Source organism: Diaphorobacter ruginosibacter (assembly GCF_040396215.1).
In the GTDB taxonomy this organism is placed as follows: Bacteria; Pseudomonadota; Gammaproteobacteria; order Burkholderiales; family Burkholderiaceae_C; genus Diaphorobacter_A; species Diaphorobacter_A ruginosibacter_A.
Genome location: NZ_JBEBOW010000046.1, coordinates 1 through 24,734, shown reverse-complemented (window position 1 = coordinate 24,734; position 24,734 = coordinate 1). Strand labels below are relative to the sequence as shown.

Below are 24,734 nucleotides of genomic sequence, written 5' to 3'. Positions count from 1 at the left end.
ATGCTGCTCGTCGGCCCGCCCGGATCGGGCAAATCCATGCTGGCCCACCGCTTCGCCGGACTGCTGCCGCCCATGTCGGAGCAGCAGGCGCTGGAGAGCGCCGCGATCGCCAGTCTTGCGGGCCGATTCACGCCCGAGCAGTGGATGCGGCGGCGCACCAGCCATCCGCACCATACGTGCAGCGCCGTCGCGCTGGTCGGCGGCGGGTCGCCGCCCAGGCCGGGCGAGATCTCGCTGGCGCACGAAGGCGTGCTGTTTCTCGACGAGTTTCCCGAGTTCTCGCGCGGCGCTCTCGAAGCCCTGCGCGAGCCGCTGGAGACCGGCAGCATCACCATCGCGCGCGCGGCGCAACGCGCGGAGTTTCCCGCCCGTTTTCTGCTGCTGGGGGCCATGAACCCATGCCCCTGCGGCTTCCACGGCTCACGCCAGCGCAACTGCCGCTGCTCGCCCGAGCAGATCGCGCGCTACCAGGCCAAGCTCAGCGGGCCGCTGCTCGACCGCATCGATCTGCATATCGAGGTTCCCGCGCTGGCCGCGCAGGAGCTGCTGCAAGCGCCGCCGGGCGAGAGCAGCGCGTCGGTGCGCGAGCGCGTGACGGCGGCGGCGCGCATCGCCGTGCGCCGGCAAGGCTGCGCCAATCAGCGGCTGCAGGGCCGCGCCATCGACGAACATGCGCGACTGGAGGATGCCGCAGCCGGCTTCCTGCAGACGGCGGCCACGCGGCTGGGCTGGTCGGCGCGCAGCACCCACCGCGTGCTCAAGGTGGCCCGCACGATCGCCGATCTGGCGCAAAGCGAGCAGGTGGGCAGCAGCCACGTCGCCGAAGCCATGCAGTACCGCCGCGCGCTGGCGGGCGGCCCTCGATAGCCCGGGCCCGGAGCGTGCCGCCTCAAGCGTCGCCGCCCTCCCGCGGCCCGGCGGACTCGTCGATGGCCTGCATGTTGTCCAGCAGTTTGAGCAGATAGTGCAGCAGGTGCGCCATGTCGCTTTCCGAGAAGCCGCTCAGCGCCGCGCCGTAGTAGCGATGGATATTGTCCTGCGCCTGCTCGCTCCAGATGCGGCGGCCCTCCTCCGTCATGCCGATGAGGCGCGAGCGGCGGTCCGCGGGATCGGCCGCGAGCTCCACGTTGCCGTCGCGCTCCATGCGCCCGACCAGGCCTGAGAGATTCTGGCGGCTCACCATCAGATAGCGGGCGAGTTCGCCCACCCCCATCCCCGCGCTGGCTTCCGGCCGCGACAGCGCGCCCAGCACCGCCCATTGCTGCGTGGTCAGCCCCTGCTCCTCCACCGCGCGGCTCCCGGTTTTATGCAACATATTTGCACATTGATACAAGCGAAAGAAAATCCTGTTGGCCAGGTCAACAGGGAATTTTTTGTCAAAACTATCAGGGTTTTCCATACTGTTTCAATGCAATGGAATGAATTGCCAAACCAGGAATGCCATGCCAATATATGGCAACATATTTACATAAATAGGTCATTCCGATCCGTTCATTTTCCATTCAAGGAGTAGATCCATGCAGGGTTTGAAAGACAAAGTGGTCATTGTCACCGGAGGCGGCGGTGGCATAGGCGGCGCGAGCTGCGAGCGGCTGGCCGCCGAAGGGGCGCGCGTGGCCGTGCTGGACCGTGATCTGTCCGCGGCGCAAAAAACCGCCGAACGCATCGCCGCCCAGGGCGGGACCGCTGCCGCATTCGCCTGCGACATCACCTCGCGCGGCGACGTGGATGCCGCCATCACCGCGGTCGAAGCCGGGCTGGGTCCCATCGACGTGCTCGTCAACAACGCGGGCTGGGACGTATTCAAGCCCTTCGTGCAGACATCCGCACAGGAGTGGGAGAAGCTCATCGCCATCAACCTGACCGGCGCGTTGCAGATGCATCACGCCGTGCTGCCGCGCATGGTCGAGCGCAACAGGGGCCGCATCGTCAACATCGCCTCCGACGCGGCCCGCGTCGGCTCGTCGGGCGAAGCGGTGTATGCGGCCTGCAAGGGCGGGCTGGTGTCGTTTTCCAAGACGATCGCGCGCGAGCACGCGCGCCACAACATCACGGTGAACGTGGTCTGTCCCGGCCCCACGGAAACCGCGCTGTTCGCGGGCTTTGCCGATGCCGCGCCCAACCCCGAGAAGCTGCGCGAGGCGTTCAAGCGCTCCATCCCGCTGGGCCGGCTCGGCCAGGCGCAGGACCTCGCGGGCGCGATCGCGTTCTTCGCCAGCGACGATTCCGCCTACATCACCGGCCAGGTCATCAGCGTCTCGGGCGGCCTCACGATGAACGGCTGATCCCGCAGAGGTTTTCCATTCCGCAACCAGGAGCAAGACATCATGCAATTCGAAGACATTCTCTATGACGTGCGCAACGGCGTGGCATGGATCACCATCAACCGCCCTGAGAAGATGAACGCCTTCCGCGGCACGACCTGCGATGAAATCATCAAGGCGCTGAACAAAGCGGGCTACGACAAGGCCGTGGGCTGCATCGTGCTCGCGGGCGCGGGCGACAAGGCGTTCTGCACCGGAGGCGACCAGTCGGCGCACGATGGCAACTACGACGGGCGCGGTACCATCGGCCTGCCCATGGAAGAACTCCACACCGCGATCCGCGACGTGCCCAAGCCCGTGATCGCGCGCGTGCAGGGCTATGCGATCGGCGGCGGCAATGTGCTGTGCACGATCTGCGACCTGACGATCTGCTCCGAGAAGGCCGTGTTCGGCCAGGTGGGGCCGAAGATGGGCTCCGTCGATCCCGGCTACGGCACCGCCTTCCTGGCGCGCGTGGTCGGCGAGAAGAAGGCGCGCGAGATCTGGTACCTCAATAAGCGCTACAGCGGCCCGGAGGCGGTCGCCATGGGGCTGGCCAATATCTGCGTCGCACCTGAAAAGCTCGACGAGACCGTGCAGCAATGGGCCGAGGAAATCTGCGAGCGCAGCCCCACCGCCATCGCCATCGCCAAGCGCAGCTTCAACATGGACACCGCGCACCAGGCGGGCATCGCGGGCATGGGCATGTACGCGCTCAAGCTGTTCTACGACACCGAAGAGTCGCGCGAGGGCGTTGCCGCGCTCAAGGAAAAACGCAAGCCCGAGTTCCGCAAATACGCCAGATAAGAAAGCGTCGCCATGAATCCCTATCTGGACGATGATCTTCAGGCGCTCGCCGAGCATGCCGCCCGCTTTGCCCAGGACCGCGTCGCGCCCGGATTCCAGGAGCGCGACAGGACCCGCGTGCTCGACCGCGAACTCATGCGCGAGATGGGCCGGATGGGCTTCATCGCACCGGAGCTGCCGCAAGACGCGGGCGGCCAGGGCATGGGCTGCCTTGCGGCCGGCGTCATTCACGAAGCCATTGCGGCCGCCGACCTGTCGATCAGCTACATCAACCTGCTCGCCTCGCTCAACGGCCAGATTCTCAGCGAGCACGGGCAGCCCCATGTCGCCGGGCCGTGGCTCGAAAAGCTCACGCAGGGCGAGGCGCTGCTCGCCATCGCACTGACCGAGCCGCGCGGCGGATCGGACGCCGCCAATCTGCGGCTGCGCGTGGAGCGCGTCGGCGGCGACTACGTGATCAACGGCGAGAAGACCTCGATCTCCGCCGCCGACCAGGCGGACGCGGCGATCGTCTTCGGCCGCACCGGCAGCGTGGAATCGGGCGCGCATGGCGTGACGGCGTTGCTGGTGCCCTGCGACGCACCGGGCCTCACGCGCAGCCGCTTCGACTGCCACGGCCAGCGCGCCATCGGGCGAGGCTCCCTGTTCTTCGAGAACGTGCGCGTGCCTGCCGATCACCGCCTGGGCGATGAGAACAAGGGCTTCGTGCAGGTCATGCAGGGCTTCGATTTCTCGCGTGCGCTCATCGGCCTGCAGGTGCTCGCCGTGGCGCGCGCCGCGCTCGACGAAAGCTGGGAGTACGCAGCCCAGCGCGAAGCCTTCGGCCTGCCGCTGACCGCATTTCAGGGCGTGAGCCATCCGCTCGCGGACCATGACACGCAGGTCAGCGCCGCGCGCCTTCTATGCCTGCAGGCGCTCTGGCTCAAGGACCACGGCCTGCCGCACAGCGCCGAGGCCGCCATGTGCAAATGGTGGGCGCCCAAGCTCGCCTACGACACGATCCACCAATGCCTGCTCACGCATGGCCACGGCGGATACGACCGCGGCGTGATGGAGCAGCGCCTGCGCGACGTGCTGGGCTTCCAGATCGGCGACGGCACCGCGCAGATCATGAAAACCATCATCGCCCGCACCCGCGCGGGACGCAAGGCCGTTCCCATCTAGCCCGCCCATGCACCGCGACAGGATTGCCCCATAACCCACAGAGAGGAGACGACCATGGAGTTTGATGCCGTTTTGCTGCCCCCGCGCCGCGCGCGCATGATCGAAGCCGGCCACTGGCGCGGGTTCACCATCAACGACGCGCTCGATGCATGCGCCGCCGAATGCCCCGACAAAGTCGGGCTGGTCGCGCTGCAGCTCGAAAGCGGCGAGCAAAGGCAGTTCACCTACCGCGAAATGGCACGCATGGCGGATCGCATCGCCGTGGGCCTTGCGAAACTCGGCGTGCGCAAGGGCGACGTGGTCGCCTGCCAGTTGCCCAACTGGTGGCAGTTCACGCTGGTCTATCTTGCGTGCTCGCGCATGGGCGCGGTGATGAATCCGCTGATGCACATCTTCCGCGAACGCGAGCTCGGCTTCATGCTCCGGCATGGCGAGGCCCGCGTCTTCATCACGCCCGCCACGTTCCGCGGCTTCGATTTCGAGGCCATGGCCGCGCGCCTCAAGGAAGAGCTTGCGCATCTCGAACAGACCGTGATCGTCGGCGGCGCGGGGCCGAACAGCTTCGATGCGCTCCTGAGCGGCCCCGCCTGGGAGGAAGACCCCGACGCCAGGCGCATTCTCACCGGCTCACGCCCCACGCCAGACGACATCACCCAGCTCATCTACACCTCGGGCACCACCGGCGAACCCAAGGGCGTGATGCATTCCGCCAACACGCTGATGTCCAACATCGTCCCCTATGCCCAGCGGATGCACCTGGGCGCGGGCGATGTCGTGCTCATGGCCTCGCCCATGGCCCACCAGACCGGCTTCATGTATGGCCTGATGATGCCCGTGATGCTCAAGGCGCGCGCCGTGCTGCAGGATATCTGGGACGCACCGCGCGCCATCGGGCTCATCCGCGAGCAGGGCGTGACCTTCACCATGGCGTCCACGCCCTTCCTGAGCGATCTGTCCAAGCATGTGGCAGCCGACGGCGGCGGCATCCCCAGCCTGCATACCTTCCTGAGCGCGGGCGCGCCCATTCCGGGACCGCTGGTCGAGCAGGCCCGCGCCGCGCTCGGCGCCAAGATCATCTCGGCCTGGGGCATGTCGGAGAACGGGGCCGTCACCACCACGCTGCCCGAGGATGCGGACGAGCGCTCCGTCCAGACGGACGGCCTGCCGCTTCCGGGAGTGGAAATCAAGATCGCCGACGTCGATGGCCAGACGCCCCTGCCGCCCGGCAGCGAAGGCCGGCTGCTGCTGCGCTCGTGCTCGAACTTCGGCGGATACCTCAAGCGCCCGCATCTGAACGGCACCGATGCGGACGACTGGTTCGACACCGGCGACCTCGCCCGCATGGACGAGCAGGGCTACATCCGCATCACCGGCCGCAGCAAGGACGTGATCATCCGCGGCGGCGAGAACATTCCCGTGGTGGAGATCGAATCGCTGCTCTACCGCCACCCCCACATCCAGCACGCCGCCATCGTCGCCTACCCCGACGAGCGCCTGGGCGAGCGCGCCTGCGTGGTCGTCGTGCCGCGCGACGGCGCCCGGCTCACGCTCGATGACATCCGCCAGTTCCTGCAGGGCCAGCGCGTGGCGCTGCAATACATTCCCGAGAAGCTGCATCTGCTGGAGCAGATGCCGGCAACGCCTTCAGGGAAGATCCAGAAGTTCAAGCTGCGCGAACTCCTGCAGCAGCAGATCTGAAGGGCGGCATCCGCCGGCTCAGACCTTGCAGCACCTCACGGCCAGCGCCGCCAGCGACGTGGCGGTCGCCAGCGCCGCGACGCCATGCCAGCCCCACAGGCTCATCATCACGCCGCCCATCGCGGCGCCGCCGGACATGCCGATGAACATGCCGGTGAACAGGATGGCATTGAGGCGGCTGCGGGCGGCCGGGTCCAGGTTGTAGACGATGGTCTGGTGCGCCACCAGCACGGCCTGCACGCCGAAGTCGAAGCCCACGGCGCTGACGATCAGCAAGGCCAGCCGTGCCTGATCGCCTGGCAGCCAGATGTCCAGGAACAGCAGGGCGAACGATGCCGCCGCGATGGCCGCGCCCAGGCGGGTGACAAGCTCGGGCCCGCGCCTGTCGGCCAGTTTGCCCGCCAGTGGAGCGGCCAGCGCCCCGGCCGCCCCGGCCAGCCCGAACGAGCCGGCAACCGCGCTGCCCAGATGCAGTTCGTTGTGCAGCATCACCGCCAGCATCGACCAGAAAGCGCTGAACCCCACCGCCAGCAACCCCTGGGCCAGGGACGCGCGGCGCAGACTGCCATGGCGGCGCAACAATGCCAGCATCGACGCCATCAGCGTCAGATAGCCCGCGCGGGTGGTCGGCGCGAAGCGAGGCAGGCCGCGCCACAGCGCCACGGCCAGCAGGGCCACCGCCGCCGTGGCCGCCAGATAGACCGTGCGCCAGCCAAACCACTGCGCCACGAAACCGCTGACCACCCGCGACAGCAAAATGCCCAGCAGCAGCCCCGTCATCACCATGCCCACCACCCGGCCACGCGAGGCCGCCGGAGCCAGCGTGGCGGCCGCGGGCACCAGGTCCTGCGTCACCGTAGCCGCCACGCCCACGGCCAGGCTGGCGGCCAGCAAGGCCGATATGCCCGGCGCCATGCCGCTGGCCAGCAATGCCAGCGCCAGCAGCACCACCTTGACGAGCACCGTCTTGCGCCGGTCGTAACGGTCGCCGAGCGGCGCCAGCAGCAGGATGCCCAGCGCATATCCGAGCTGGGTCAGCGTGGGCACCAGACCGGCGGTCCGGTCATTCGTCTGCAAATCATCGACCAGATTGCCCAGAATGGGCTGGCTGTAGTAGATCGACGCTACGCTGCAGCCCGCGGCGAGCGCCAGCAAGAGCAGGACCCGCGCCGAGACTCCGCTTTCGGCGGCCGGGGCGGCACGTGCAGCGCCTATATTCAGATTGTGTATGGAAGACATGGACTGCTCTCTGAAACAGAAGGATTGCGCCGATTGTCTTTCCTATAAAAAGCATTGTGTAGTAGGCTATGACGTAGATCATTTATACGTTTTGCGTATGACAATCCACTTACCAGCGGGCTCCGACCGCATCGACCTGATGCTCAGTTTCCAGCGCATGGTGGAAGCCGGCAGCCTGTCCGCTGCCGCGCAGCAACTGGGCACCAGCCAGCCGACCATGAGCCGCCGGCTGCAGACGCTCGAACGCCTGCTGGGCGTCAAGCTGCTGCTGCGCTCCACCCATGGCATGCAATTGACGGAAGAAGGCCAGCGTTGCTTTGCCCATGCGCAAGAACTGGTCGCGCGCTGGCAGACCATGGAAGCCGATCTGCGAGGCCCCGCGGACCAGCCGCGCGGCACCCTGCGCGTGGCCGTGCCGCATGCCTATGGTCAGGAGCAGCTGGTGCACCCGCTGGCGCGGTATCTGCAGCTCTATCCGCTGGTGAACGTGGAGTGGACGCTGCACGACCGGCAGCCCAACTTCGTGGCCGATGGCATCGATTGCGCCATCCGCGTGGGCATGGTGGAGGACCTGTCGGCCGTGGCCATCCGCGCCGCGCAGGTGCGGCGCATCGTGGTGGCCGCGCCCTCTGTGCTGCAAGGCCGGACCCTGCAGTCGCCCGCCGATCTGGCGTCGCTGCCGTGGCTCGCGGCCAGCATCTTCTATCGCAACGAACTACTGCTGCAGCGCGTGGACGCTCCCGCCACGCAGCAGTTGCTGGAGATCGCGCCGCGCCTGACCACCGACAACCTGTACGCCCTGCTCACCGCCGCGCGCCAAGGCCTGGGGCTGGGCGTGGTCTCCGCCTGGCTGGTGGACGAAGATTTGCGCCAAGGCCGCCTGCAGCATGTGCTGCCGCAATGGGAGGCCGCGCCGCAGCCTGTCAGCATCGTCTATCCGCATGCCAGGTTCTATCCGGCCAAGCTGCGCCACTTCGTGGAGATCATGCGCGAGGCCATTCCGCACATGCCCGGAATGCGCCGCTCCTGACTCCCGCGGGCGGCGCCCTCGCGCCCGGCGGTTATCGCGCCGCTGCGGGCCGCAGCTTCTTCACTTCCTCGTCGCCGGGCTGATAGTCCTTGCCGTCGGCGTAGTGGTAGTCCACCAGCACCCCACGGCCGAGTTTCTCGTCGAACGCGGTCTTGCCGATGTACGCGCCCATGGTGGATTGATGGTCCTGGGGCCGGTAGGTGATGCGTCCAAAGGGGGTATCGACTTCCAGTCCCTTGAATGCGGCGACCAGCTTGTCCGTGTCGGCACTGCCATTCGTCTTGCGCAGGCCGGCGGCGATGGACTGGATGGCGTTGTAGCCCACGATCGTGCCAAGGCGCGGATAGTCCTTGTACTTGTCCTGGTAGGCCTTGAGAAAGGCCTCGTGCTCGGGCGTCTTGATGGAATACCAGGGGTAGCCCGTCACGGTCCAGCCCACGGGCGCTTCTTTCTTGAGCGGATCGAGATATTCCGGCTCCGCCGTCAGCAGGCCCACCACCTCTCGGCCCTTGAACAGGCCACGCGTGTTGCCTTCCCGCACGAACTTGCCGAGATCTGCAGCGAACAGCACGTTGAAGATTGCATCCGGCTTGGCATCGGCCAGCGCCTGGACGACGCTGCCCGCCTCCACCTTGCCAAGCGGCGGCGCCTGCTCGGCCACGAATTCGATGTCTGGCTGCCTCTCCTTCATGAGCTTCTTGAAGGTGGCGACCGCGGATTGTCCATATTCGTAATTGGGATAGACAATCGCCCAGCGCTTCTTGTTGAGCTTGACCGCCTCCGGAACCAGCATGGCCACCTGCATGTAGGTGGATGCACGCAGGCGGAAGGTATAGGGGTTGCCATCGGCCCAGACGATCTTGTCGGTCAGGGGCTCCGAAGCCAGAAAGAAACGCTGCTTCTGCTTGGCGTAGTCGGTGAGCGCCAGCCCCACGTGCGACAGAAAGCTGCCGGTGAGCACGTCGATCTTCTCGCGGGTGTACAGCTCTTCGGCCGCGCGCACGGCGTCTCCAGGGCTCGCATTGTCGTCGCGGATGACGAGCTCCAGTTTCTTGCCCGCGATGCCGCCCGCCTTGTTGACCTGCTCAACGGCCAGTTCCATGCCCTTCTTGTAGGGCTCCAGGAAGGCCGGCTGGGCCTTGTAGCTGTTGATTTCGCCGATCTTGATGACCTCGGCGGACCAGGAAGGAAGCGCCAGAACGCAGGCCGCCAGGGCCAGTGAGCAGCGCGGGAAAGCCGATTTGCCTACCTTCATCGTTATTTACCTTATCACTAATTCATCTCAAGAGAATGCCCAGAAATGTACCCGGAAGTTGGTATTTATCCGAAAATATCAGACTTTCCTTGCGCTGGATTCACTTTGGAGCTAGGCACGGGCAACAGCATGAAAGCCCGTTTCTTGTTTTCTTCGGTCCCCAACGCCCTTTTGTGGGCAGGCAACGTTTTTCCTGCCCTGTTTGTTTTCCGATTTCGACGAACATGAGTGCATTTCTTGAAGAACGTGTCCTGTCCGTGCATCACTGGACGGATCGCCTTTTCTCCTTCACGACCACGCGCGACACAGCCCTGCGCTTCTCCAACGGCCATTTCACCATGATCGGCCTGAAGGTGGACGGCAAGAACCTGCTGCGCGCCTACTCCATCGCCAGCCCGAACTACGAGGAGCACCTCGAATTCCTGTCGATCAAGGTACCCGACGGCCCGCTGACCTCCAAGCTGCAGAACATCAAGGTGGGCGACACCATCATCGTCGGCAAGAAGCCCACAGGCACGCTGCTCATCGACTACCTGCTGCCCGGCAAGAACCTGTACCTGATCGGCACCGGCACCGGCCTGGCGCCCTGGCTGGCCGTGGCCCGCGACCCCGAGACCTATGACCATTTCGAGAAAGTCGTGGTGGTGCACGGCGTGCGCCACATCAACGAGCTGGCCTACCAGGAACTGTTCGAGAAGGATCTTCCCGCGCATGAATTCCTTGGCGAGATCGTCAAGGACAAGCTGATCTACTACCCCACGGTCACGCGCGAGCCGTTCCGCAACCAGGGCCGCATCTCCACGCAGATCAACGAAGGCAAGTTCCCGCAAAACATCGGCCTGCCCGAGCTGAACCCGGAAACCGACCGCGTCATGCTGTGCGGAAGCCCCGCCATGCTCAACGAGCTCAAGGAACTGCTGGAAAAACGCGGTTTCAAGGAAGGCAACACCACCACGCCCGGCGACTTCGTGGTCGAGCGCGCGTTCGTGGAAAAGTGATCCTGCCGGTCGGCACGCCGAGGGCCGCGGCGGCGCGCCCGCGCAATGCTCTAGTTCAATAGTTGCGCGACGGCCGTGACGGCTTCATGGCCGCGACGGATTGCGGCACGCGGCGCTCGGCCCACCGCGCGCTCAGTCCGCCATTCGCAAGCTCGGTCAGCGGCTGCAGCCTCCTCAGGCCGCTGCCGCCGCTGATGCTCAGGCCGCCCTGCTCCTCGGTGCCCTGAAGGGACGGCCCATTCGGCGAAGCATTCGCCGACCTGGCCGGCGGATGGGCCCAGGCGGTGGAAGACGACAATCCCGGCAGCAGCAGCCACGCGCCCGCCAGGGCCGCCGCGCAAACAACCAGCGCCGCCATGACCGCCCACAGATATGCGGCGGACCAGCCGGCCGCGGATTCTGGCGTAGCGTCGCTTGCTTGATGGGTCATCGATTCCATGAAGTCGTGATTGTTGCCAGTTCTCATTGAGGGCAACAGCGAGTAAACGAGCATATGCCTATCGCTTTGATCGATAGATGACTCATGGGTATGAAGGTTAACCGGCGCGACGTGTCCATCAAATGACAATCGCTGTAAACGGCGTAAGCACACGTGAACAATTCATTCTCCGTTCGCCGTGGCTGATGGCCCCTACGCCACCGAAACCGGCTCGCTGGCCGCCTTGTCGGGAATGACGCCCAGGCCGAAGTTGGTGAGTTTTCCGCGCCGTTCCTCATCCCGCGCCTTGGCACAACTGGCGGCAAACAGCAGCACGGCGGACGAAAAATAGATCCACATGAGCAGCACGACCAGCGAACCCGCCGCACCGTAGGCGGACACCACCGCCGCCGTCGAAAGATAGAAAGCCAGCGCCTGTTTTCCCGCCGAGAAAAGAACGGCGCCCACGAACGCGCCGAACACTAGGCAACGCATCGGAGGCGCCTGCGGCCCGCCAATGCGCATCATCCCGACGAACAGCGCCGTGGCGACGCCGATGGCGATCAACTCGTTCACCCATTGCAAAATCACGCCCGATCCAAACGGCAGCCAGGCGCTCGCCCAGGTCGCCATGACCTTGATGGCGGTGGAAATCACCATCGAGATCATCAGCAGGAATCCGATCGCCATGATATAGGCCAGGCCGCGCAACCGCAGGGAAGCCATGTTCCACCAGGCCGGCCGGTCCGGGTTGCCCGCTCGCGGCAGCCCCGCGCTCCAGAGCTTCTGCAGAGATGACTGAAGCTCCACGAACACACCGGTGGCGCCCGACAGCAGCAGCACGAAGCCGGCGATCGATGCGATCCAGCCCTCGGAAGGCTTGCGCGCGCTGGACAGCGCCATGCGGATCACCTCCGCGCCGCGATCACCCACCACGGAACGCACCTGCGCGAGCAGATTGGATTCCAGGTACGACTGATCGACCCACCACCCCAGCACCCCCACCACCACCAGCAGCAAGGGCGCAAGGCTGAGCATTCCATAGAAAGACATCGCCGCGCTCATGCGCAGCCCTTCGGCATCCAGCCACAATTTCACGGCGCGGATCAGCGGCGCGATCGCGCCAAGCACCGGCTTGCCCAGGTCCAGAAAACGTTGCATGACGGAAGTGCTCATGGGGCGATTGTGCAGGGTCGCCGGCACCCGCCTTGTCGGAACATGCCGACAACGCCTATACACTCGGCGGAGCACAACCTCCGGCCCGCCCCCTCGGGCCATCCTCACAGGACATTGAATCCATGCGCAAGCGCTGTTCGTTGGTCGGCATGCCCGGCTCCGGAAAATCCACCGTTGGACGCCAGCTTGCGCGCCGTCTGGGCGTGCCGTTCATCGACCTGGATCAGCGCCTGGAGGAAGTGCTGGGCTCCACCATCCGCCAGTATTTCGAGGAAAAAGGCGAAGAGGCCTTCCGCCTGCGCGAGGCGCAACTGCTCGCCGAACTGGCCGCCACGCCCGGCGACATGGTCCTGTCCACCGGCGGCGGCGCCGTGCTGCGCGAGGAAAACCGCGCCAGCCTGCTCGCGGGCGGCGGCAGCGTCATGTACCTGCGCGCCACACCCGAAGAAATCTACAAGCGCATCCGCCACGACAAGACGCGCCCGCTGCTGCAGGTCGCCAACCCCCTGCAGCGCCTGCGCGAACTCCATGCCGAGCGCGACCCGCTCTACCGCGCGGCCTCCCACTACGTGATCGAAACCGGAAGGCCCACCGTCAGCACGCTGGTCAACATGATCATGATGCAGTTGGAGATGGAGCGCTCATAGGGAGCCTCAGCAAGGGAGCCTCGGCACGAATCGATCGGCAAGCATGCGTCGATCTGATTTGTGCGGAGGGCCCCCCCAGAGGCCCGCGCCCGCAACGCGCCACGGTGAAGTCAGCGCGACAGATATTTGCCCTCGTAGATCCGGCGCGCCTGCAGCATGTGCCCCAGCGCCAGATCCAGCAGCCGCAGCCGGTCGCGCTGCTCCAGCGCCTCGACCATTTGCGCATGCTCGGCGCACGCCGTGGAGAGCGCCGTCTGGTCGGTGATCGCATAGGCGCGGGCAGGAAAACTCAGCCAATCGTGCAGGCGGATCGACTCCTCGATGTATGGGTTGTCGCACAGTCCGAAGAACAGCCTGTGGAACGCCATGTTGGCGCGGTGAATCGCAATCAGGTCGCCCGAGCTGGCGGCCAGGGCATGCGCATCGGCCGCCGCGCGCACCGCGTGCAGCCGCTCGCCGGGCACCGGCAGGGCAATCGACTCCACGGCCGCCCGGTGCAGGACGGCGCGAAAGTGGTAGAGCGCCTCCAGGCTCTGCGCGTCAAAGCGCCGGATGCGCGCGCCCAGGTGCGGCGGCTTGACCACCACGCCCAGCCGCTGGAGCTCCACCAGCGCCGCGCGCACCACGTGGCGCTTGGCGTCGTAGTCCTCCATCAGGTGGTCCTCGATCAGGCGCGTGCTCGGCAGGATGTGGCCGCGGATGATGTCCATCTCGATGGCCTCGATCACCGCCGCGACGGCCACGGGCAGCTCGGCATGCGGGAATACGCCCAGGTCCCTTTTCGAAGAATGACGCGTCATAGTGGTGTTCATCTCTCAAGCTCGAACGGCATCGATTGCGGCATCCCGCCGCGCGTCGCGCCACCCGCGTTTTATCAATAATTTCATCGTCAAAATCGGCGACAACGTGCTTGTTGAATTTCGCCGGACGCGTCCCTAGACTGCCCCTGATTTCAGACATTCCAGGACAGTCATGGCCTCAGCAACCACCTCCAACGAACTCATCAGCATCAACCCCGCCAACGGCGAAGAAATCGCCCGCGTGCAGATCACCAGCGCAGAGCAGCTGGACGCCGCCGTCGAGCGCGCCTGGCACGCCTTCCACCACAGCGGCTGGAAGGAGCTGCAGCCCCACAAGCGCGCCCTGGTGCTCAACAGGATCGCCGACGGACTGGCCGCCGAAAAGGAATCGCTCGCGCGGCTGCAGATGGCGGACAACGGCAAGCCGCTGGGCGAGTGCCGCGGCATGGTGGAATCCGCCATCGGCACCTTCCGCTACTACGCCGGAGTCTGCGAGACGCTGGAGACAGGCGTGACGCCGTCACGGGGCGATTATGTCTCTTTCACCGTGCTGGAGCCGTTTGGCGTGGTCGCGGCCATCACGCCGTGGAACTCCCCCATCATGAACGACGCCACCAAGGCGGCCCCGGCGCTGGCGGCGGGCAACGCCGTGCTGCTCAAGCCCTCCGAGGACTCGCCGCTGCTCGGCCCCGAGCTCGCGCGCATCGCGCTGGCCTGCGGCCTTCCCGAACACCTTCTGCAGGTCGTCCAGGGGCGCGGCGCCGATCTGGGCGCCGCGCTGGTCGCGCATCCCGGCGTGCGCATGGTGTCCTTCACCGGCGGCACGCATTCCGGCCGCGCCATCGCGCGCGCGGCGGCGGACAAGCTGATCCCCACGGCGCTGGAGCTGGGCGGGAAGTCTCCGCATATCGTCTTTGCCGACGCGGACCGCGAACACGCGGTGGCCGCCGTGGTCGCGGGCATCTTCGGCTCGGCCGGCCAATCCTGCGTGGCGGGCTCGCGCCTGTTCATCGAAGAGAGCATCTACGACGACGTGCTCCAGCAAGTGGTCGCGCGCGCGCAGTCCATCCGCGTTGCCGCACCCGACGCACAGGACGTCGAGATGGGCCCCCTGGCCTCCTTTCACCACCGTGAGCGCGTCGCGCGCTTCGTGGACCGCGCGCGCCAGGAAGGCGGGCGCATCCTGTGCGGCGGCGCCGCGCCAACGGGCGCGGAGTTCGACCAGGGCGCCTACTACCTGCCCACCGTGATCGACGGCCTGGGCTACGACGCCGCTTCCTGCCAGGAAGAAGCATTCGGCCCGGTGCTGGTCGCCCTGCCATTCAAGGACGAGGCCGATCTGATCCGCCAGGCCAACGGCACGGCCTTCGGCCTGGCCTGCGGCATCTGGACCGAGAGCTTCAAGCGCGCCTGGCGCATCGGCCGCGCGCTGGAGGCCGGCTCGGTCTGGATCAACACCTACAAGCAGTCGGTCACCAGCACCCCCTTCGGCGGATTCAAGAACTCCGGCATCGGCCGGGAAAAAGGCATTGACGGCATGAAGCTGTACGCGCAGGTCAAGAGCATGTACTTCGGCCTTCACGCGCAGCCTCTCGCGGTGGCGAAGTAAGCGCCTCGCCCGCGCCCATCGCGTACGCGTCACACCTCTGTCCCACCGGCAGGCGTTGCACGGGCAACGCCCTCCTCATCCTGAAAAAATCGTTATGTCCCAACCTCAAACCGTCGCTATCTATGGGCTAGGCAACATGGGCTTCCCGCTCGCGCAGCGCGTGGGGGCGCATTTCCCCACGCAGGTGTTCGACCTCGACGCGCAAGCGCTTGCCCGCGCCGGCAAGGAATTCGGCGCCGCCGCCATCACCGCTCCAGAAGACCTCAAGGCCACGCGCACCGTGGTGCTGTGCCTGCCCACGCCCGCCATCTCCATGGCCGTGCTGGCGCAGATCGCGCCCCACCTTCCCACAGACGCCGTGGTGATCGAAACCAGCACGGTCAATCCGGAGCATGTGCATGCCGAACAGAAGCTGCTGTCGCCTTTCGGAATCGAGGTGATCGACGCATCCATCATGGCCGGCGTGGGCCAGATGGTGGCCGGCTCGGCCTCCCTGGCGCTGGGCGGCAGCCAGCCGGCCATCGCACGTGTGCAGGGCGTGCTCGACGCCATCGCCGGCAAGCAGGTGTACTTCGGACCGCTGGGAGCGGGCGCTGCCGCCAAGGTGATCAACAACGCCGTGGCGCATGCGGTCATGGTCGTGGTCGCCGAGGCTGGCGCCATGGCGACCGCCGCGGGCGTCGATTGCCAGAAGCTGATCGCCCTGCTCTCGGATGCGCAGATGGGACTGCATCGCCCGCTGACCTACAGGTACGCGGATCGGATCGTCAACGGGGACTATGCGGGGGGCATGCCGCTGGAGGCCGCGCGCAAGGACTCGGTGCTCGCGCTGCAACTGGCCCAGACCCTCGGCGTTCCGCTGTTCGCCATCCAGGGCTCGCACAGCGTGTACGACATGGGCATGGCCGCCGGCTATGGGCGCGACGACTACGCCGCCGTCGCCAAGCTGTGGGCCGATTGGAATTGCCCCGCCGTGCCCCCGAAACCCGGCCAGTAGCAGCCGGCGCCACGGCGCATCCACGGCAACGACAAATACCAAACCAAAGGAGACAAAACCCATGCGCAAGCGCAACTTCTGTGCCCTGCTCATAGCCGCCTGCTGCGGCGCGGCGATGGGCGCCGGTTATCCGGAACGCACCATCCGGCTGGTGGTTCCCTTCCCCGCGGGAAGCACGACGGATGCGATGGCGCGCTTTCTCGGCGACAAGGTATCCAAGGACCTTCGGCAGACCGTCATCGTGGACAACCGTCCGGGCGCGCAGGGCAGCATCGCCGCCGCCGAAGTGGCGCGCGCCGCGCCCGACGGATACACGCTGCTGGTGGGCACCAACAGCACGCAGGCGGCCAATGTCCATCTGTTCGACAAACTGAGCTACGACCCGAAACGGGATTTCGCCGGTATCACGCGGTTTGCCATCAACCCCCTGGTGATGGTGACGCGCCCGGATTTTCCCGCCGCCAACGTGCAGGAGTTCATCGCCCAGGCCAGGGCGAAGAAAGAGGGCCTCAACTACGGCGTGGGCAATACCGGCAGTCTCGTGACGGCCTCCAAGCTCATGGCCGCGAGCGGATTTTCCGCCGTGGCGGTGAACTATCCCGGCTCGCCCCAGGCCATCTCCGATCTGCTCGGCGGACGTCTTGACTTCATGATCACCGACGTCTCGGTCACCCGCGCGCACATCGAGTCGGGCAAGCTCAGGGCGCTGGCGGTCACCACCGCCGAACGCATTCCATCGCTGCCCGCGACTCCCACCATGGCGCAGGCGGGCGTGAAGGGCTATGAATTCGCCGCCTGGGGCGGCCTGTTCGCACCCGCCAACACGCCCAGGACAGCCATCGAGACGCTGAACAAATCATTCGTCGAAGCCATCAACTCGCCCGACGGACGCGCATTCTTCGAGCGCCAGGGGCAGATCGCAGCGCCCATGCCGTCCCAGGCCTTCGACCAGTTCGTCCTCGCCGAGATCGACACCTGGGACGCGCTGCTCAGGCAGGCAGGGGGCGCGAAGCCATGAGCTGCGCCTGCGAATCCGCGACGGCCACGGCCGCCGGCGCGCGGCAGGTGTCCACGCCTGCGGCGTCCGGGCGGCAGCTGCGCGCTCTGTCCAGGGCAATCTCGGTCCACGATCTGCGCGAGCTTGCGCGGCGGCGGCTGCCCCGCGCGGTCTTCGAGTTCTATGACGGCGGCTCGGAATCGGAGCTGACGCTGCGCGCCAACGCGAACGCGTATGCCCGGCACCAGTTCGTGCCGCGCTACATGGTGGACGTCTCCCGCACAGACACCACGGCGAGCATCGCGGGGGTGGACACGCCCCTGCCGCTGGCCATCTCGCCCACGGGCGCGATCGGGTTCGGCTGGCCGTTCGGCGACGTGGCCATCGCGCGCGCCGCGGGCGAGGCGGGCATTCCCTATGCATTGCCCACCTCCTCCACATCCTCCATCGAGCGCGTGGCGCGGGAAGCGCCGGACACCCGCCTGTGGTTTCAGGCGTACATGCTGCGCAAGCGCGACTTCACCTACGGCCTGATCGAGCGCGCCCTGCGCGCCGGCTACGAGGCGCTGATCATCACCATCGACATGCCCACCGGGGGCCGGCGCGAGCGCGACTTCCGCAACGACTTCGGGCTGCCCTTTCGCTTCACCGCCCGGAACCTGCTGGATTTTGCATCGCGCCCGGGCTGGGCGCTGTCGCAGCTGCGCAGCGGCATGCCCCGGCTGGAAAACCTCGAAGGGTTCACGCCCGATGCGGTGGACGCCAAAACCATCGCATCGTCGGTGGGCAAGAACTACGACCCCAGCTTTGTCTGGAGCGACCTCGGCGCCATCCGCAAGCTCTGGCCGCGCAAGTTGTACGTCAAGGGCATCCTGCACCCCGAGGATGCGTTGATGGCGGTGCGCCACGGCGCCGACGGCGTGATCGTCTCCAACCACGGCGGACGGCAGCTCGACGGCGCATGCGCGTCGCTGGATGCGCTCGCACCGATCGCCCAGGCCTTGGGTGCGAGCGCAGAAATCCTGCTCGACGGCGGCGTGCGGCGCGGCACCGACGTGCTCAAGGCCATGGCGCTCGGAGCCACGGCGGTGATGGTGGGAAGACCGGCGCTGTACGCCGTGTCGGCCGCCGGCCAGGCAGGCGTTGCGCGCATGCTCGAGCTGCTGCGCGACGAACTCGTGCGTGCGCTGGTCCTCAGCGGCACGCCCCGATTGCGCGGCGTGCATGCCGCGCTTCTCGGCGCCGCCGACGGGCGGCCCCTCCCATGCGCCCCGCGGGGCGTCTCTCATCACGTTCTCTCATAACAACTCAGGCAAGACACAAGGAGCATCCCATGCAGATCAATCGCAGAAACGTACTCATCGCCGGTGCCGGCGCCCTGGCCGCGGCCGGCCATCTTCCCGCCATGGCGCAGGCCTATCCGGCCAAGGCGGTGAAAATCATCGTGCCCTATCCGGCTGGCGGCGCCACCGACATCATCGCGCGCATGGTCGCGGAAAAGCTCGCCACCAAATGGTCGCAACCCGTGGTGGTGGACAACCGCGCCGGCGCGGGCGCCACCGTGGGCGCCGAAGCGGCCGCGCGCTCGGCGCCGGACGGCTATACGCTGTTCGAGACCACATCCGCACACACCATCAGCGCCAGCCTGTACTCGAAGCTGTCCTACGACCCGATCCGCGATTTCAACGCCATCACCCTGGTGGCGACCGTGCCGCTGGCGCTGATCGCCTCGCCCAAGGTTCCTGCCCGCACGCTGACCGAGTTGCTGGCATGGGCGAAAAAGCAGCCCGGCGGAGTGAGCATCGCCTCCACCGGCAACGGCACCGCCCAGCACCTGACGGCCGAGCTGTTCAAGAAGCGCACCGGCCTCACCACGGTGCACGTCCCGTACCGGGGCGACGCGCCCATGATCACCGACCTGCTGGCCGGCCAGGTGGACATGGCTTTCGTCACGCTCTCGGCCGTGCTCCCGCACATCAAGACCGGCAAGCTCAACGCCATCGCGCTCGCGCACAACCGCCGCATGAGCGCGATCCCGAACGTTCCCACGTGCGCGGAAGCCGGCATGCCCGATTTCGTGGCTGCCACCTGGTTCGGCTTCTTCACGCCAGCGGGCGTTCCCGCGGCGCTGCGCGAGCAGATCTACAAGGACATCTCCGCCATCGTGGCCACGCCCGAGATGACGCAAAAGCTCGTGGATATGGGCGCCGAGGTCAACAACTACTCTCCCGCGCAGTTCGACGACTTCATCCGCACCGAAACGGCGAAGTGGGCCGAGGCGGTCCGCATCTCCGGCGCACGCATCGATTGAGGAAGAAAGCCACCGATGACATCCATCCAGGAAACCGCGCTGCTCGAACAATGCGCCGCCATTGACTCCAGCACCTGGTCCGACGCGCTGGACCAGCTGCACATCGACGGACTGATCGAAGGCCTGCCGCAGCGCAGCGGCCAGGGCCGCATGTGCGGCTTCGCCATCACCGCCCGGCAGGTACCCGGCCAGCTCCATGATTTCGACAAGGCGGATTTCGCCGTCAACGTGCTGGTGGAATCCGTCGGCCCCGTCAACGTGCTGGTCATCGACGTGGGGGGCCAGGCCATCTCCACGCTCGGCGGCCTGGCCTCCTTCGGCGTCACGCAGCGCAAGGCGCGCGGCGTGCTGATCGACGGCGGCTGCCGCGACGTGGACGAAATCCGCGCGACCGGCCTGTGGCTGGCCAGCCGGCACGTCACGCCGCGCACCGGCAAGGGCCGCCTGCGCACCCAGCAATACGGAGAGAGCGTGACGATCGGCGGCGTCCAGGTGGCGCAGGGAGACCTGATCATCGGCGACGACACCGGCATCGTCGCCGTACCCAGGGCGCGCCTTCAGGAGGCGCTGGACATCGCGCAGCGCATTCTGGCCGTGGACAAGGACGTCGAGGCGCGCATCAAGGGCGGCGAGACGTTCGACTCCGCCGTCAAGGCGACCGGCTATCTGCCACAGAAAAAGGCCACCCCGTGAGCGCCGCCGGCTTCACTGAACGGCTCGTTGTGCAATCCACCTCCATCGGCCCGCTGGCCGATGCGCAGCTGGCGTCCCGCTTCAACGCCGTGCGCCTTTGGGAGCTGGACGACGCCGAAGGCTGGCTCGACGCGAACGCCGCGCGGGTCGACGTGCTCACGACCTCGGTGCGCACGGGCTGCGACGCGCGCATGATCGCGCGGCTCCCCGCGCTGCGGGCCATCTGCAGCTGGGGCGTCGGCTTCGACACGATCGACGTGGCCGCCGCCACGGCGCGCGGGATCGGCGTGAGCGTGACGCCCGACGTGCTCGACGACTGCGTGGCCGACATGGCCTGGGCGCTGATGCTGGCCACGGCCCGGCGGATTCCGGCGGCGGACCGCTATGTCAACGCGGGCGAATGGCGCCGGCTCGGCCAGTTCCCGCTCGCCACCAGGGCATCGGGCAAGCGCATGGGCATCCTCGGCCTCGGCCGCATCGGGCGCGCGATCGCGCTGCGCGGCGAGGGGTTTTCGATGTCCGTGGCATATCACGGCCGCAAGCCCCAGGCCGACGCGGCCTACCGCTTCGAGCCCGATCTGGCGGCGCTCGCACGATGGTCGGACTTCCTGGTCGTCGCCTGCCCGGGAGGGCGGCAGACCCGGCACCTGGTCAATGCGCAGGTGCTCGAAGCGCTCGGCCCCAGAGGCTTTCTGATCAACATCGCGCGCGGCAGCGTGGTGGACACGGCCGCGCTCATCCACAGCCTGGACCACGGGCTCCTGGGCGGCGCGGGACTCGACGTGATCGAAGGCGAGCCCGGCGTGCCGGATGCGCTGCGCCACCGCGACAACGTGGTGTTCACCCCCCACATCGGAAGCGCAACCGTCGAAACCCGCGAAGCCATGGAGCAGCTGGTGGTGGACAACGTTCAGGCCTGGAGGGAGCAGGGACGGCTGCTCACCCCGGTGAACGCCGCAAGCTGAAGGAAAACGATGGAGACCGCATCAAACACCCTGCTGGAGCGGCTGCGGCAGGCCGTAGGCGAGGTACACGTCATCACGCAGGCAGATGAGCAGGCCCGCTTTCTCACCGACTGGCGGGGGCTGTGGACAGGCAAGGCGCTGGCCGTCGTCCTGCCCGGCAGCGCGCAGGAGGTCGCGGCGGTCGTATCCGCCTGCGCCGCCTGCGGCGCGCCCGTCGTGCCTCAGGGAGGCAACACCGGGCAGGTGGCGGGAGCCACGGCCGACCAGCGCGGCAACGCCGTCGTGCTGGTGACCACGCGCATGCAGCGGGTGCGCAGCATCGACGTGGACAACGCGACGATCACGCTCGACGCCGGATGCGTGCTGGCCCATGCGCAGGACGCGGCGCGCGCGGCGGGAATGCTCTTTCCCCTCTCGCTGGGCGCCGAGGGAAGCTGCACCATCGGCGGCAACCTGGCGACCAACGCGGGCGGCACGCAGGTGCTGCGCTACGGCAATGCGCGCGAGCTGGCGCTGGGCCTGGAGGTGGTGCTGGCGGACGGACAGATCTGGAACGGCCTGCACGGCCTGCGCAAGAACAACACCGGCTATGACATCAAGGACCTGATGATCGGCAGCGAAGGCACGCTGGGCATCATCACCGCCGCGACCATGCGCCTGTTCCCGCTGCCGCGCGCCCAATGCACCGCCATGGCGGCGGTCGGCTCCATCCATCAGGTCGGCCGCTTCCTGAAACTGTGCCGCGACGCGTTCGATGCGTCCCTCACGGGCTTCGAGCTCATCTCGGGCCCGTGCCTGCGATTGGTCGCCAGCGCGTATCCGCAGCTTGCCCGCCCGTTCCCCCAGTCCGACCAGCCATGGTATGTGCTGCTGGAACTCAGCGACAGCGAGGGCGAGGACCACGCGCGCGAGCGCTTCGACGCGGCGCTGGGCGACGCGCTGGAGCGGGAACTGATCGTGGACGCCGCCATCGCGCAGAGCGTGGCGCAAAGCCGGGCCATGTGGCATCTGCGCGAGTCCATCACGCTGGCGCTGGCGCAGGACGGCAAATGCGTCAAGCACGACATCTCATTGCCCGTCTCCGCGCTGCCCGACTTCGTGGAACAGACCGACGCCATGCTCCAGCAGCATTTCCCGGGCGTGAGGAACTTCACCTTCGGGCACCTTGGGGACGGCAACCTGCACTACAACGTGGCCCGCCCCGCCGATGGCACCGATGCCCAATTGCATGCATGGGCCGCGCAGCTTTCCGCGCGGGTTCACGACGGCGTCCACGCCGCACGGGGATCGATCAGCGCCGAGCAGGGCATCGGGCGCGCCCGTACCCAGGACCTGCTCAAGTACAAGTCGCCCGTCGAGCTGCGGGTCATGCAGTCCATCAAGCAGGCGCTGGACCCGCAGGGCATCCTGAATCCCGGAGTGCTGCTGCACGGCGGCTGACGCCCGCGGCAAAGAAACCCGGGCTGGCCCGCCTCGCCATCCACGGCCGCATTTTTCCACCTTCCATTCATTCAAGAAGAAAGCCTTTCATGCGCAAATCATTTCTTTCCAGATTCTCCCTTGGCCGCCGCGCGCTCATCCTCTCGGCATGCGCGCTGGCGGCCGGCGCCGCGCCCGCATGGGCGGCATGGCCCGACGACAAGCCGATCGAACTCGTCGTCGGCTTCGCCGCGGGCGGCGGCACCGACATCACCGCCCGCACCGTGGCGCAGTTTCTGACGACCAGGACCGGCGCCCGCGTGGTGGTGGTCAACAAGGCCGGCGCCTCGGGCGAGATCGGGCTGGCCTACGTCGCCAAGTCCCGCCCCGACGGCTACACCATCGGCATGACCAACATGCCCGGCCTCGTCACGCTGCCCATCGAACGGCTGGGCAAGGGGCAGTTCAAGAGCGATGATTTCACCTACATCGCCAACATCGTGCGCGACCCCAGCGCCTTCAGCGTGCTGGCCTCGAGCAAGTACCACAACCTCGATGACCTGATCGCCGCCGCGAAGGCCCATCCCGGCGAACTCACCTACGGCTCCACCGGCGTAGGCACGGACGACCATCTTGCGATGGTGCTGTTCCAGCGCCTGACCGGCACGCGGTTCAACCACATTCCGTTCAACGGCGCGGGCCCGCTGCGCACCGCGGTGCTGGGCAACCAGGTGGTGATCGGCGGCATGAATCTCGGCGAGGTCATGCCGTTCCGCGAGAAAGTGCGCATCCTCGCGCAGGCCAGCCCCGAGCGCGCCCGCCTGGCGCCGGACGTTCCCAGCTTCCGCGAGCAAAGTGTCAACCTGGTGTTCAACTCCGAGCGCGGCATCGTCGCGCCCAAGGGCATTCCCGACGAGGTCAAGGCCAAGCTGACCGCCGCGCTGCGCAACATCGCAGCGGATCCGGAATTCCAAAAGCAGATGGCCAGCCAGTTCACCGAGATGGACTATCTGGAAGGCGATGCGTGGAAGGCCCGCCTGGATACCGCCGCCAAGGGTTTCGAGACCGTATGGAAGGAGACTCCCTGGAGCGACAAATGACCGGCGCGTGAACGCGCGCACGGCCTCGGGAATATCAATCGGGCTGCGCCCCCAGGTGCCTGAGCAGGCTTTGCATCGGAGCCGACAGCGCCTGCCAGTCCCGATAGCTGATGCACAGGTGGCGCTGCGCCCACTCGTCCGTGAGCGCGATGATCTGGAACGGGTACCGCCGCCTGTAGCGCCGCGCCACGCCGATCGGAACGATGCCGATACCGATGCCGTGCGAGACCATTTCGCACAGTCCTTCGAAAGTCTTCATGCGAATGCGCAGCGAGAGTTCGCGGCCGGCGGCGCTGGCATGCTGCGCGATATGGTCGTGCAGGGCATTGCCGCTGGCAAGCCCCACGAACTGCTCGCCAAGGACGGCGTTGAAATCCAGCGACGCCACCGCGCGCCGGGCCAGGTGGTGCTGCGCCGGCGCGATCAGCACCAGATGGTCTTTCACCACCGGCTGGATGCGGATGTCCAGGCCGCTGCTCCTGACCACGTCGGAGACGATGCCCGCCTCGATCAGGCCGTTCGCGATGGAGCTCGCGATTTCCGAGCTGGTGCGCTCCTTTAGCTCCAGGCGCAGGAGCGGGCGCGCCGCAAGCCACGGGGCAATCTTGCGGGGCAGGTATTCGGTGAGCGCCACCGTGCTCGCATGAAACACCAGCGTTCCGCGCGCGCCGTTGGCATAGTCGCGCAATTCGTCGCGCAAGAGGCTCTGCTGCTGCAGTATCAGGCGGGCATGGTGCGCAAGCGCCTCGCCCGCCTCCGTCGCGACCACGCCGCGCGGACGGCGCTCCAGCAACGCGACCCCGGCATCCTCCTCGATGTTGCGCAGCCGCTCGCTGGCCGATGCCAGCGCGAGATGGGCGCGCGATGCGCCCTGGGTGATGCTGCCGGCGTCGACCACGTTGAGGAAGAGGCGCAGGTCGGACAAATCGAGCCGCACGATGGCGCCCTCCAGGTAGACGATGAGCGGAGCCTTCGGCCCGTCCGAAGGGTGAGAGGAAACAACCGCATTGTGCCAAGCGCCCGCCTCCGGTTCAATAAGCGCATATTCATCATTCACGGAGGCAGACATGGCAGAGATTCACACAACCCCCGAAGCGGCCCAGGCCGC

At 66.9% G+C, this 24,734-nt stretch carries 24 protein-coding genes; 17 read left to right on the top strand and 7 right to left on the bottom strand.

Annotation, left to right across the window (positions count from 1 at the left end; genetic code table 11):
• The coding region (locus ABWP92_RS07960) for a YifB family Mg chelatase-like AAA ATPase (RefSeq protein WP_353234841.1) at nucleotides 1-867 on the top strand (867 nt) is incomplete at its 5' end.
• A gap of 22 nt (nucleotides 868-889) precedes the next feature.
• Here ABWP92_RS07960 and ABWP92_RS07955 read toward each other — a convergent pair.
• Entirely contained in the window at nucleotides 890-1,399 is a 510-nt protein-coding gene (locus ABWP92_RS07955) for a MarR family winged helix-turn-helix transcriptional regulator (protein WP_353234840.1), read from the bottom strand.
• 118 nt (nucleotides 1,400-1,517) lie between these two features.
• On the opposite strand from ABWP92_RS07955, the gene badH reads away from it, so the two are divergent.
• The 4 genes from badH to aliA are packed head-to-tail and all read left to right on the top strand — an operon-like array spanning nucleotide 1,518 to nucleotide 5,972.
• Nucleotides 1,518-2,285 carry a 2-hydroxycyclohexanecarboxyl-CoA dehydrogenase gene (gene badH, locus ABWP92_RS07950; protein WP_353234839.1) on the top strand — a complete coding sequence of 256 codons (768 nt, stop codon included), beginning with the start codon at nucleotides 1,518-1,520 and terminating at the stop codon, nucleotides 2,283-2,285.
• A 42-nt stretch (nucleotides 2,286-2,327) separates the two neighbouring features.
• Complete coding sequence (gene badI, locus ABWP92_RS07945) at nucleotides 2,328-3,110, top strand: 2-ketocyclohexanecarboxyl-CoA hydrolase (RefSeq protein ID WP_353234838.1); 783 nt, start codon at nucleotides 2,328-2,330, stop codon at nucleotides 3,108-3,110.
• A 12-nt stretch (nucleotides 3,111-3,122) separates the two neighbouring features.
• Nucleotides 3,123-4,274 (top strand): cyclohexanecarboxyl-CoA dehydrogenase, encoded by a 1,152-nt coding sequence (gene aliB / locus ABWP92_RS07940; RefSeq protein ID WP_353234837.1) that lies wholly within the window; start codon nucleotides 3,123-3,125, stop codon nucleotides 4,272-4,274.
• 54 nt (nucleotides 4,275-4,328) lie between these two features.
• Nucleotides 4,329-5,972, top strand: a complete 1,644-nt coding sequence (gene aliA / locus ABWP92_RS07935; protein ID WP_353234836.1) for a cyclohexanecarboxylate-CoA ligase — start codon at nucleotides 4,329-4,331, stop codon at nucleotides 5,970-5,972.
• Between the two features lie 18 nt (nucleotides 5,973-5,990).
• On the opposite strand, the gene ABWP92_RS07930 is transcribed toward aliA, so the two are convergent.
• Nucleotides 5,991-7,211 (bottom strand): MFS transporter, encoded by a 1,221-nt coding sequence (locus ABWP92_RS07930; protein ID WP_353234835.1) that lies wholly within the window; start codon nucleotides 7,209-7,211, stop codon nucleotides 5,991-5,993.
• A gap of 97 nt (nucleotides 7,212-7,308) precedes the next feature.
• Between ABWP92_RS07930 and ABWP92_RS07925 the strand changes: the two genes are divergently transcribed.
• On the top strand, nucleotides 7,309-8,241 hold the full coding sequence (locus tag ABWP92_RS07925) for a LysR family transcriptional regulator (RefSeq protein WP_353234834.1): 933 nt from the start codon (nucleotides 7,309-7,311) through the stop codon (nucleotides 8,239-8,241).
• 31 nt (nucleotides 8,242-8,272) lie between these two features.
• Here ABWP92_RS07925 and ABWP92_RS07920 read toward each other — a convergent pair whose 3' ends face one another.
• Nucleotides 8,273-9,496: an ABC transporter substrate-binding protein gene (locus ABWP92_RS07920; RefSeq protein WP_353234833.1), complete on the bottom strand. Its 1,224-nt coding sequence runs from the start codon at nucleotides 9,494-9,496 to the stop codon at nucleotides 8,273-8,275.
• A gap of 224 nt (nucleotides 9,497-9,720) precedes the next feature.
• Here ABWP92_RS07920 and ABWP92_RS07915 point away from each other — a divergent pair, with 224 nt between their 5' ends.
• The gene (locus ABWP92_RS07915; protein ID WP_353234832.1) at nucleotides 9,721-10,494 is read left to right on the top strand and encodes a ferredoxin--NADP reductase; all 774 of its coding nucleotides are present in this window, start codon (nucleotides 9,721-9,723) and stop codon (nucleotides 10,492-10,494) included.
• A gap of 55 nt (nucleotides 10,495-10,549) precedes the next feature.
• On the opposite strand, the gene ABWP92_RS07910 is transcribed toward ABWP92_RS07915, so the two are convergent.
• Both ABWP92_RS07910 and ABWP92_RS07905 read right to left on the bottom strand, forming a co-directional pair.
• The gene (locus tag ABWP92_RS07910; RefSeq protein ID WP_353234831.1) at nucleotides 10,550-10,924 is read right to left on the bottom strand and encodes a hypothetical protein; all 375 of its coding nucleotides are present in this window, start codon (nucleotides 10,922-10,924) and stop codon (nucleotides 10,550-10,552) included.
• 201 nt (nucleotides 10,925-11,125) lie between these two features.
• Nucleotides 11,126-12,088 (bottom strand): YihY/virulence factor BrkB family protein, encoded by a 963-nt coding sequence (locus ABWP92_RS07905; RefSeq protein ID WP_353234830.1) that lies wholly within the window; start codon nucleotides 12,086-12,088, stop codon nucleotides 11,126-11,128.
• A 122-nt stretch (nucleotides 12,089-12,210) separates the two neighbouring features.
• Here ABWP92_RS07905 and ABWP92_RS07900 point away from each other — a divergent pair, with 122 nt between their 5' ends.
• Nucleotides 12,211-12,735 (top strand): shikimate kinase, encoded by a 525-nt coding sequence (locus ABWP92_RS07900; protein ID WP_353234829.1) that lies wholly within the window; start codon nucleotides 12,211-12,213, stop codon nucleotides 12,733-12,735.
• A 110-nt stretch (nucleotides 12,736-12,845) separates the two neighbouring features.
• Here ABWP92_RS07900 and ABWP92_RS07895 read toward each other — a convergent pair whose 3' ends face one another.
• A complete protein-coding gene (locus ABWP92_RS07895; RefSeq protein WP_353234828.1) occupies nucleotides 12,846-13,535 on the bottom strand; it encodes a GntR family transcriptional regulator in 690 nt (229 codons plus the stop codon).
• Nucleotides 13,536-13,707: 172 nt separating this feature from the next.
• On the opposite strand from ABWP92_RS07895, the gene ABWP92_RS07890 reads away from it, so the two are divergent.
• The 9 genes from ABWP92_RS07890 to ABWP92_RS07850 all read left to right on the top strand — a co-directional run bounded on the left by ABWP92_RS07890 (nucleotide 13,708) and on the right by ABWP92_RS07850 (nucleotide 23,626).
• Nucleotides 13,708-15,144 (top strand): aldehyde dehydrogenase, encoded by a 1,437-nt coding sequence (locus tag ABWP92_RS07890; RefSeq protein ID WP_353234827.1) that lies wholly within the window; start codon nucleotides 13,708-13,710, stop codon nucleotides 15,142-15,144.
• 94 nt (nucleotides 15,145-15,238) lie between these two features.
• Entirely contained in the window at nucleotides 15,239-16,141 is a 903-nt protein-coding gene (locus tag ABWP92_RS07885) for an NAD(P)-dependent oxidoreductase (protein ID WP_353234826.1), read from the top strand.
• A 61-nt stretch (nucleotides 16,142-16,202) separates the two neighbouring features.
• Nucleotides 16,203-17,159, top strand: coding sequence for a Bug family tripartite tricarboxylate transporter substrate binding protein (locus ABWP92_RS07880; RefSeq protein ID WP_353234825.1), 957 nt, complete (start codon nucleotides 16,203-16,205; stop codon nucleotides 17,157-17,159).
• Nucleotides 17,156-18,442, top strand: coding sequence for an alpha-hydroxy acid oxidase (locus ABWP92_RS07875; RefSeq protein WP_353234824.1), 1,287 nt, complete (start codon nucleotides 17,156-17,158; stop codon nucleotides 18,440-18,442). The genes ABWP92_RS07880 and ABWP92_RS07875 overlap by 4 nt, the downstream gene beginning before the upstream one ends.
• 29 nt (nucleotides 18,443-18,471) lie before the next feature.
• Nucleotides 18,472-19,449: a Bug family tripartite tricarboxylate transporter substrate binding protein gene (locus ABWP92_RS07870; RefSeq protein ID WP_353234823.1), complete on the top strand. Its 978-nt coding sequence runs from the start codon at nucleotides 18,472-18,474 to the stop codon at nucleotides 19,447-19,449.
• 15 nt (nucleotides 19,450-19,464) lie between these two features.
• Complete coding sequence (locus ABWP92_RS07865; RefSeq protein ID WP_353234822.1) at nucleotides 19,465-20,142, top strand: RraA family protein; 678 nt, start codon at nucleotides 19,465-19,467, stop codon at nucleotides 20,140-20,142.
• A 29-nt stretch (nucleotides 20,143-20,171) separates the two neighbouring features.
• Entirely contained in the window at nucleotides 20,172-21,107 is a 936-nt protein-coding gene (locus ABWP92_RS07860; protein ID WP_353234821.1) for a 2-hydroxyacid dehydrogenase, read from the top strand.
• Nucleotides 21,108-21,116: 9 nt separating this feature from the next.
• On the top strand, nucleotides 21,117-22,547 hold the full coding sequence (locus tag ABWP92_RS07855; RefSeq protein WP_353234820.1) for an FAD-binding oxidoreductase: 1,431 nt from the start codon (nucleotides 21,117-21,119) through the stop codon (nucleotides 22,545-22,547).
• 89 nt (nucleotides 22,548-22,636) lie between these two features.
• The gene (locus ABWP92_RS07850; RefSeq protein WP_353234819.1) at nucleotides 22,637-23,626 is read left to right on the top strand and encodes a tripartite tricarboxylate transporter substrate binding protein; all 990 of its coding nucleotides are present in this window, start codon (nucleotides 22,637-22,639) and stop codon (nucleotides 23,624-23,626) included.
• 34 nt (nucleotides 23,627-23,660) lie between these two features.
• Here the strand turns inward: ABWP92_RS07850 and ABWP92_RS07845 are convergent, their stop codons facing one another.
• Entirely contained in the window at nucleotides 23,661-24,695 is a 1,035-nt protein-coding gene (locus ABWP92_RS07845) for a LysR substrate-binding domain-containing protein (RefSeq protein WP_353234818.1), read from the bottom strand.
• Nucleotides 24,696-24,734: the final 39 nt, after the last annotated feature.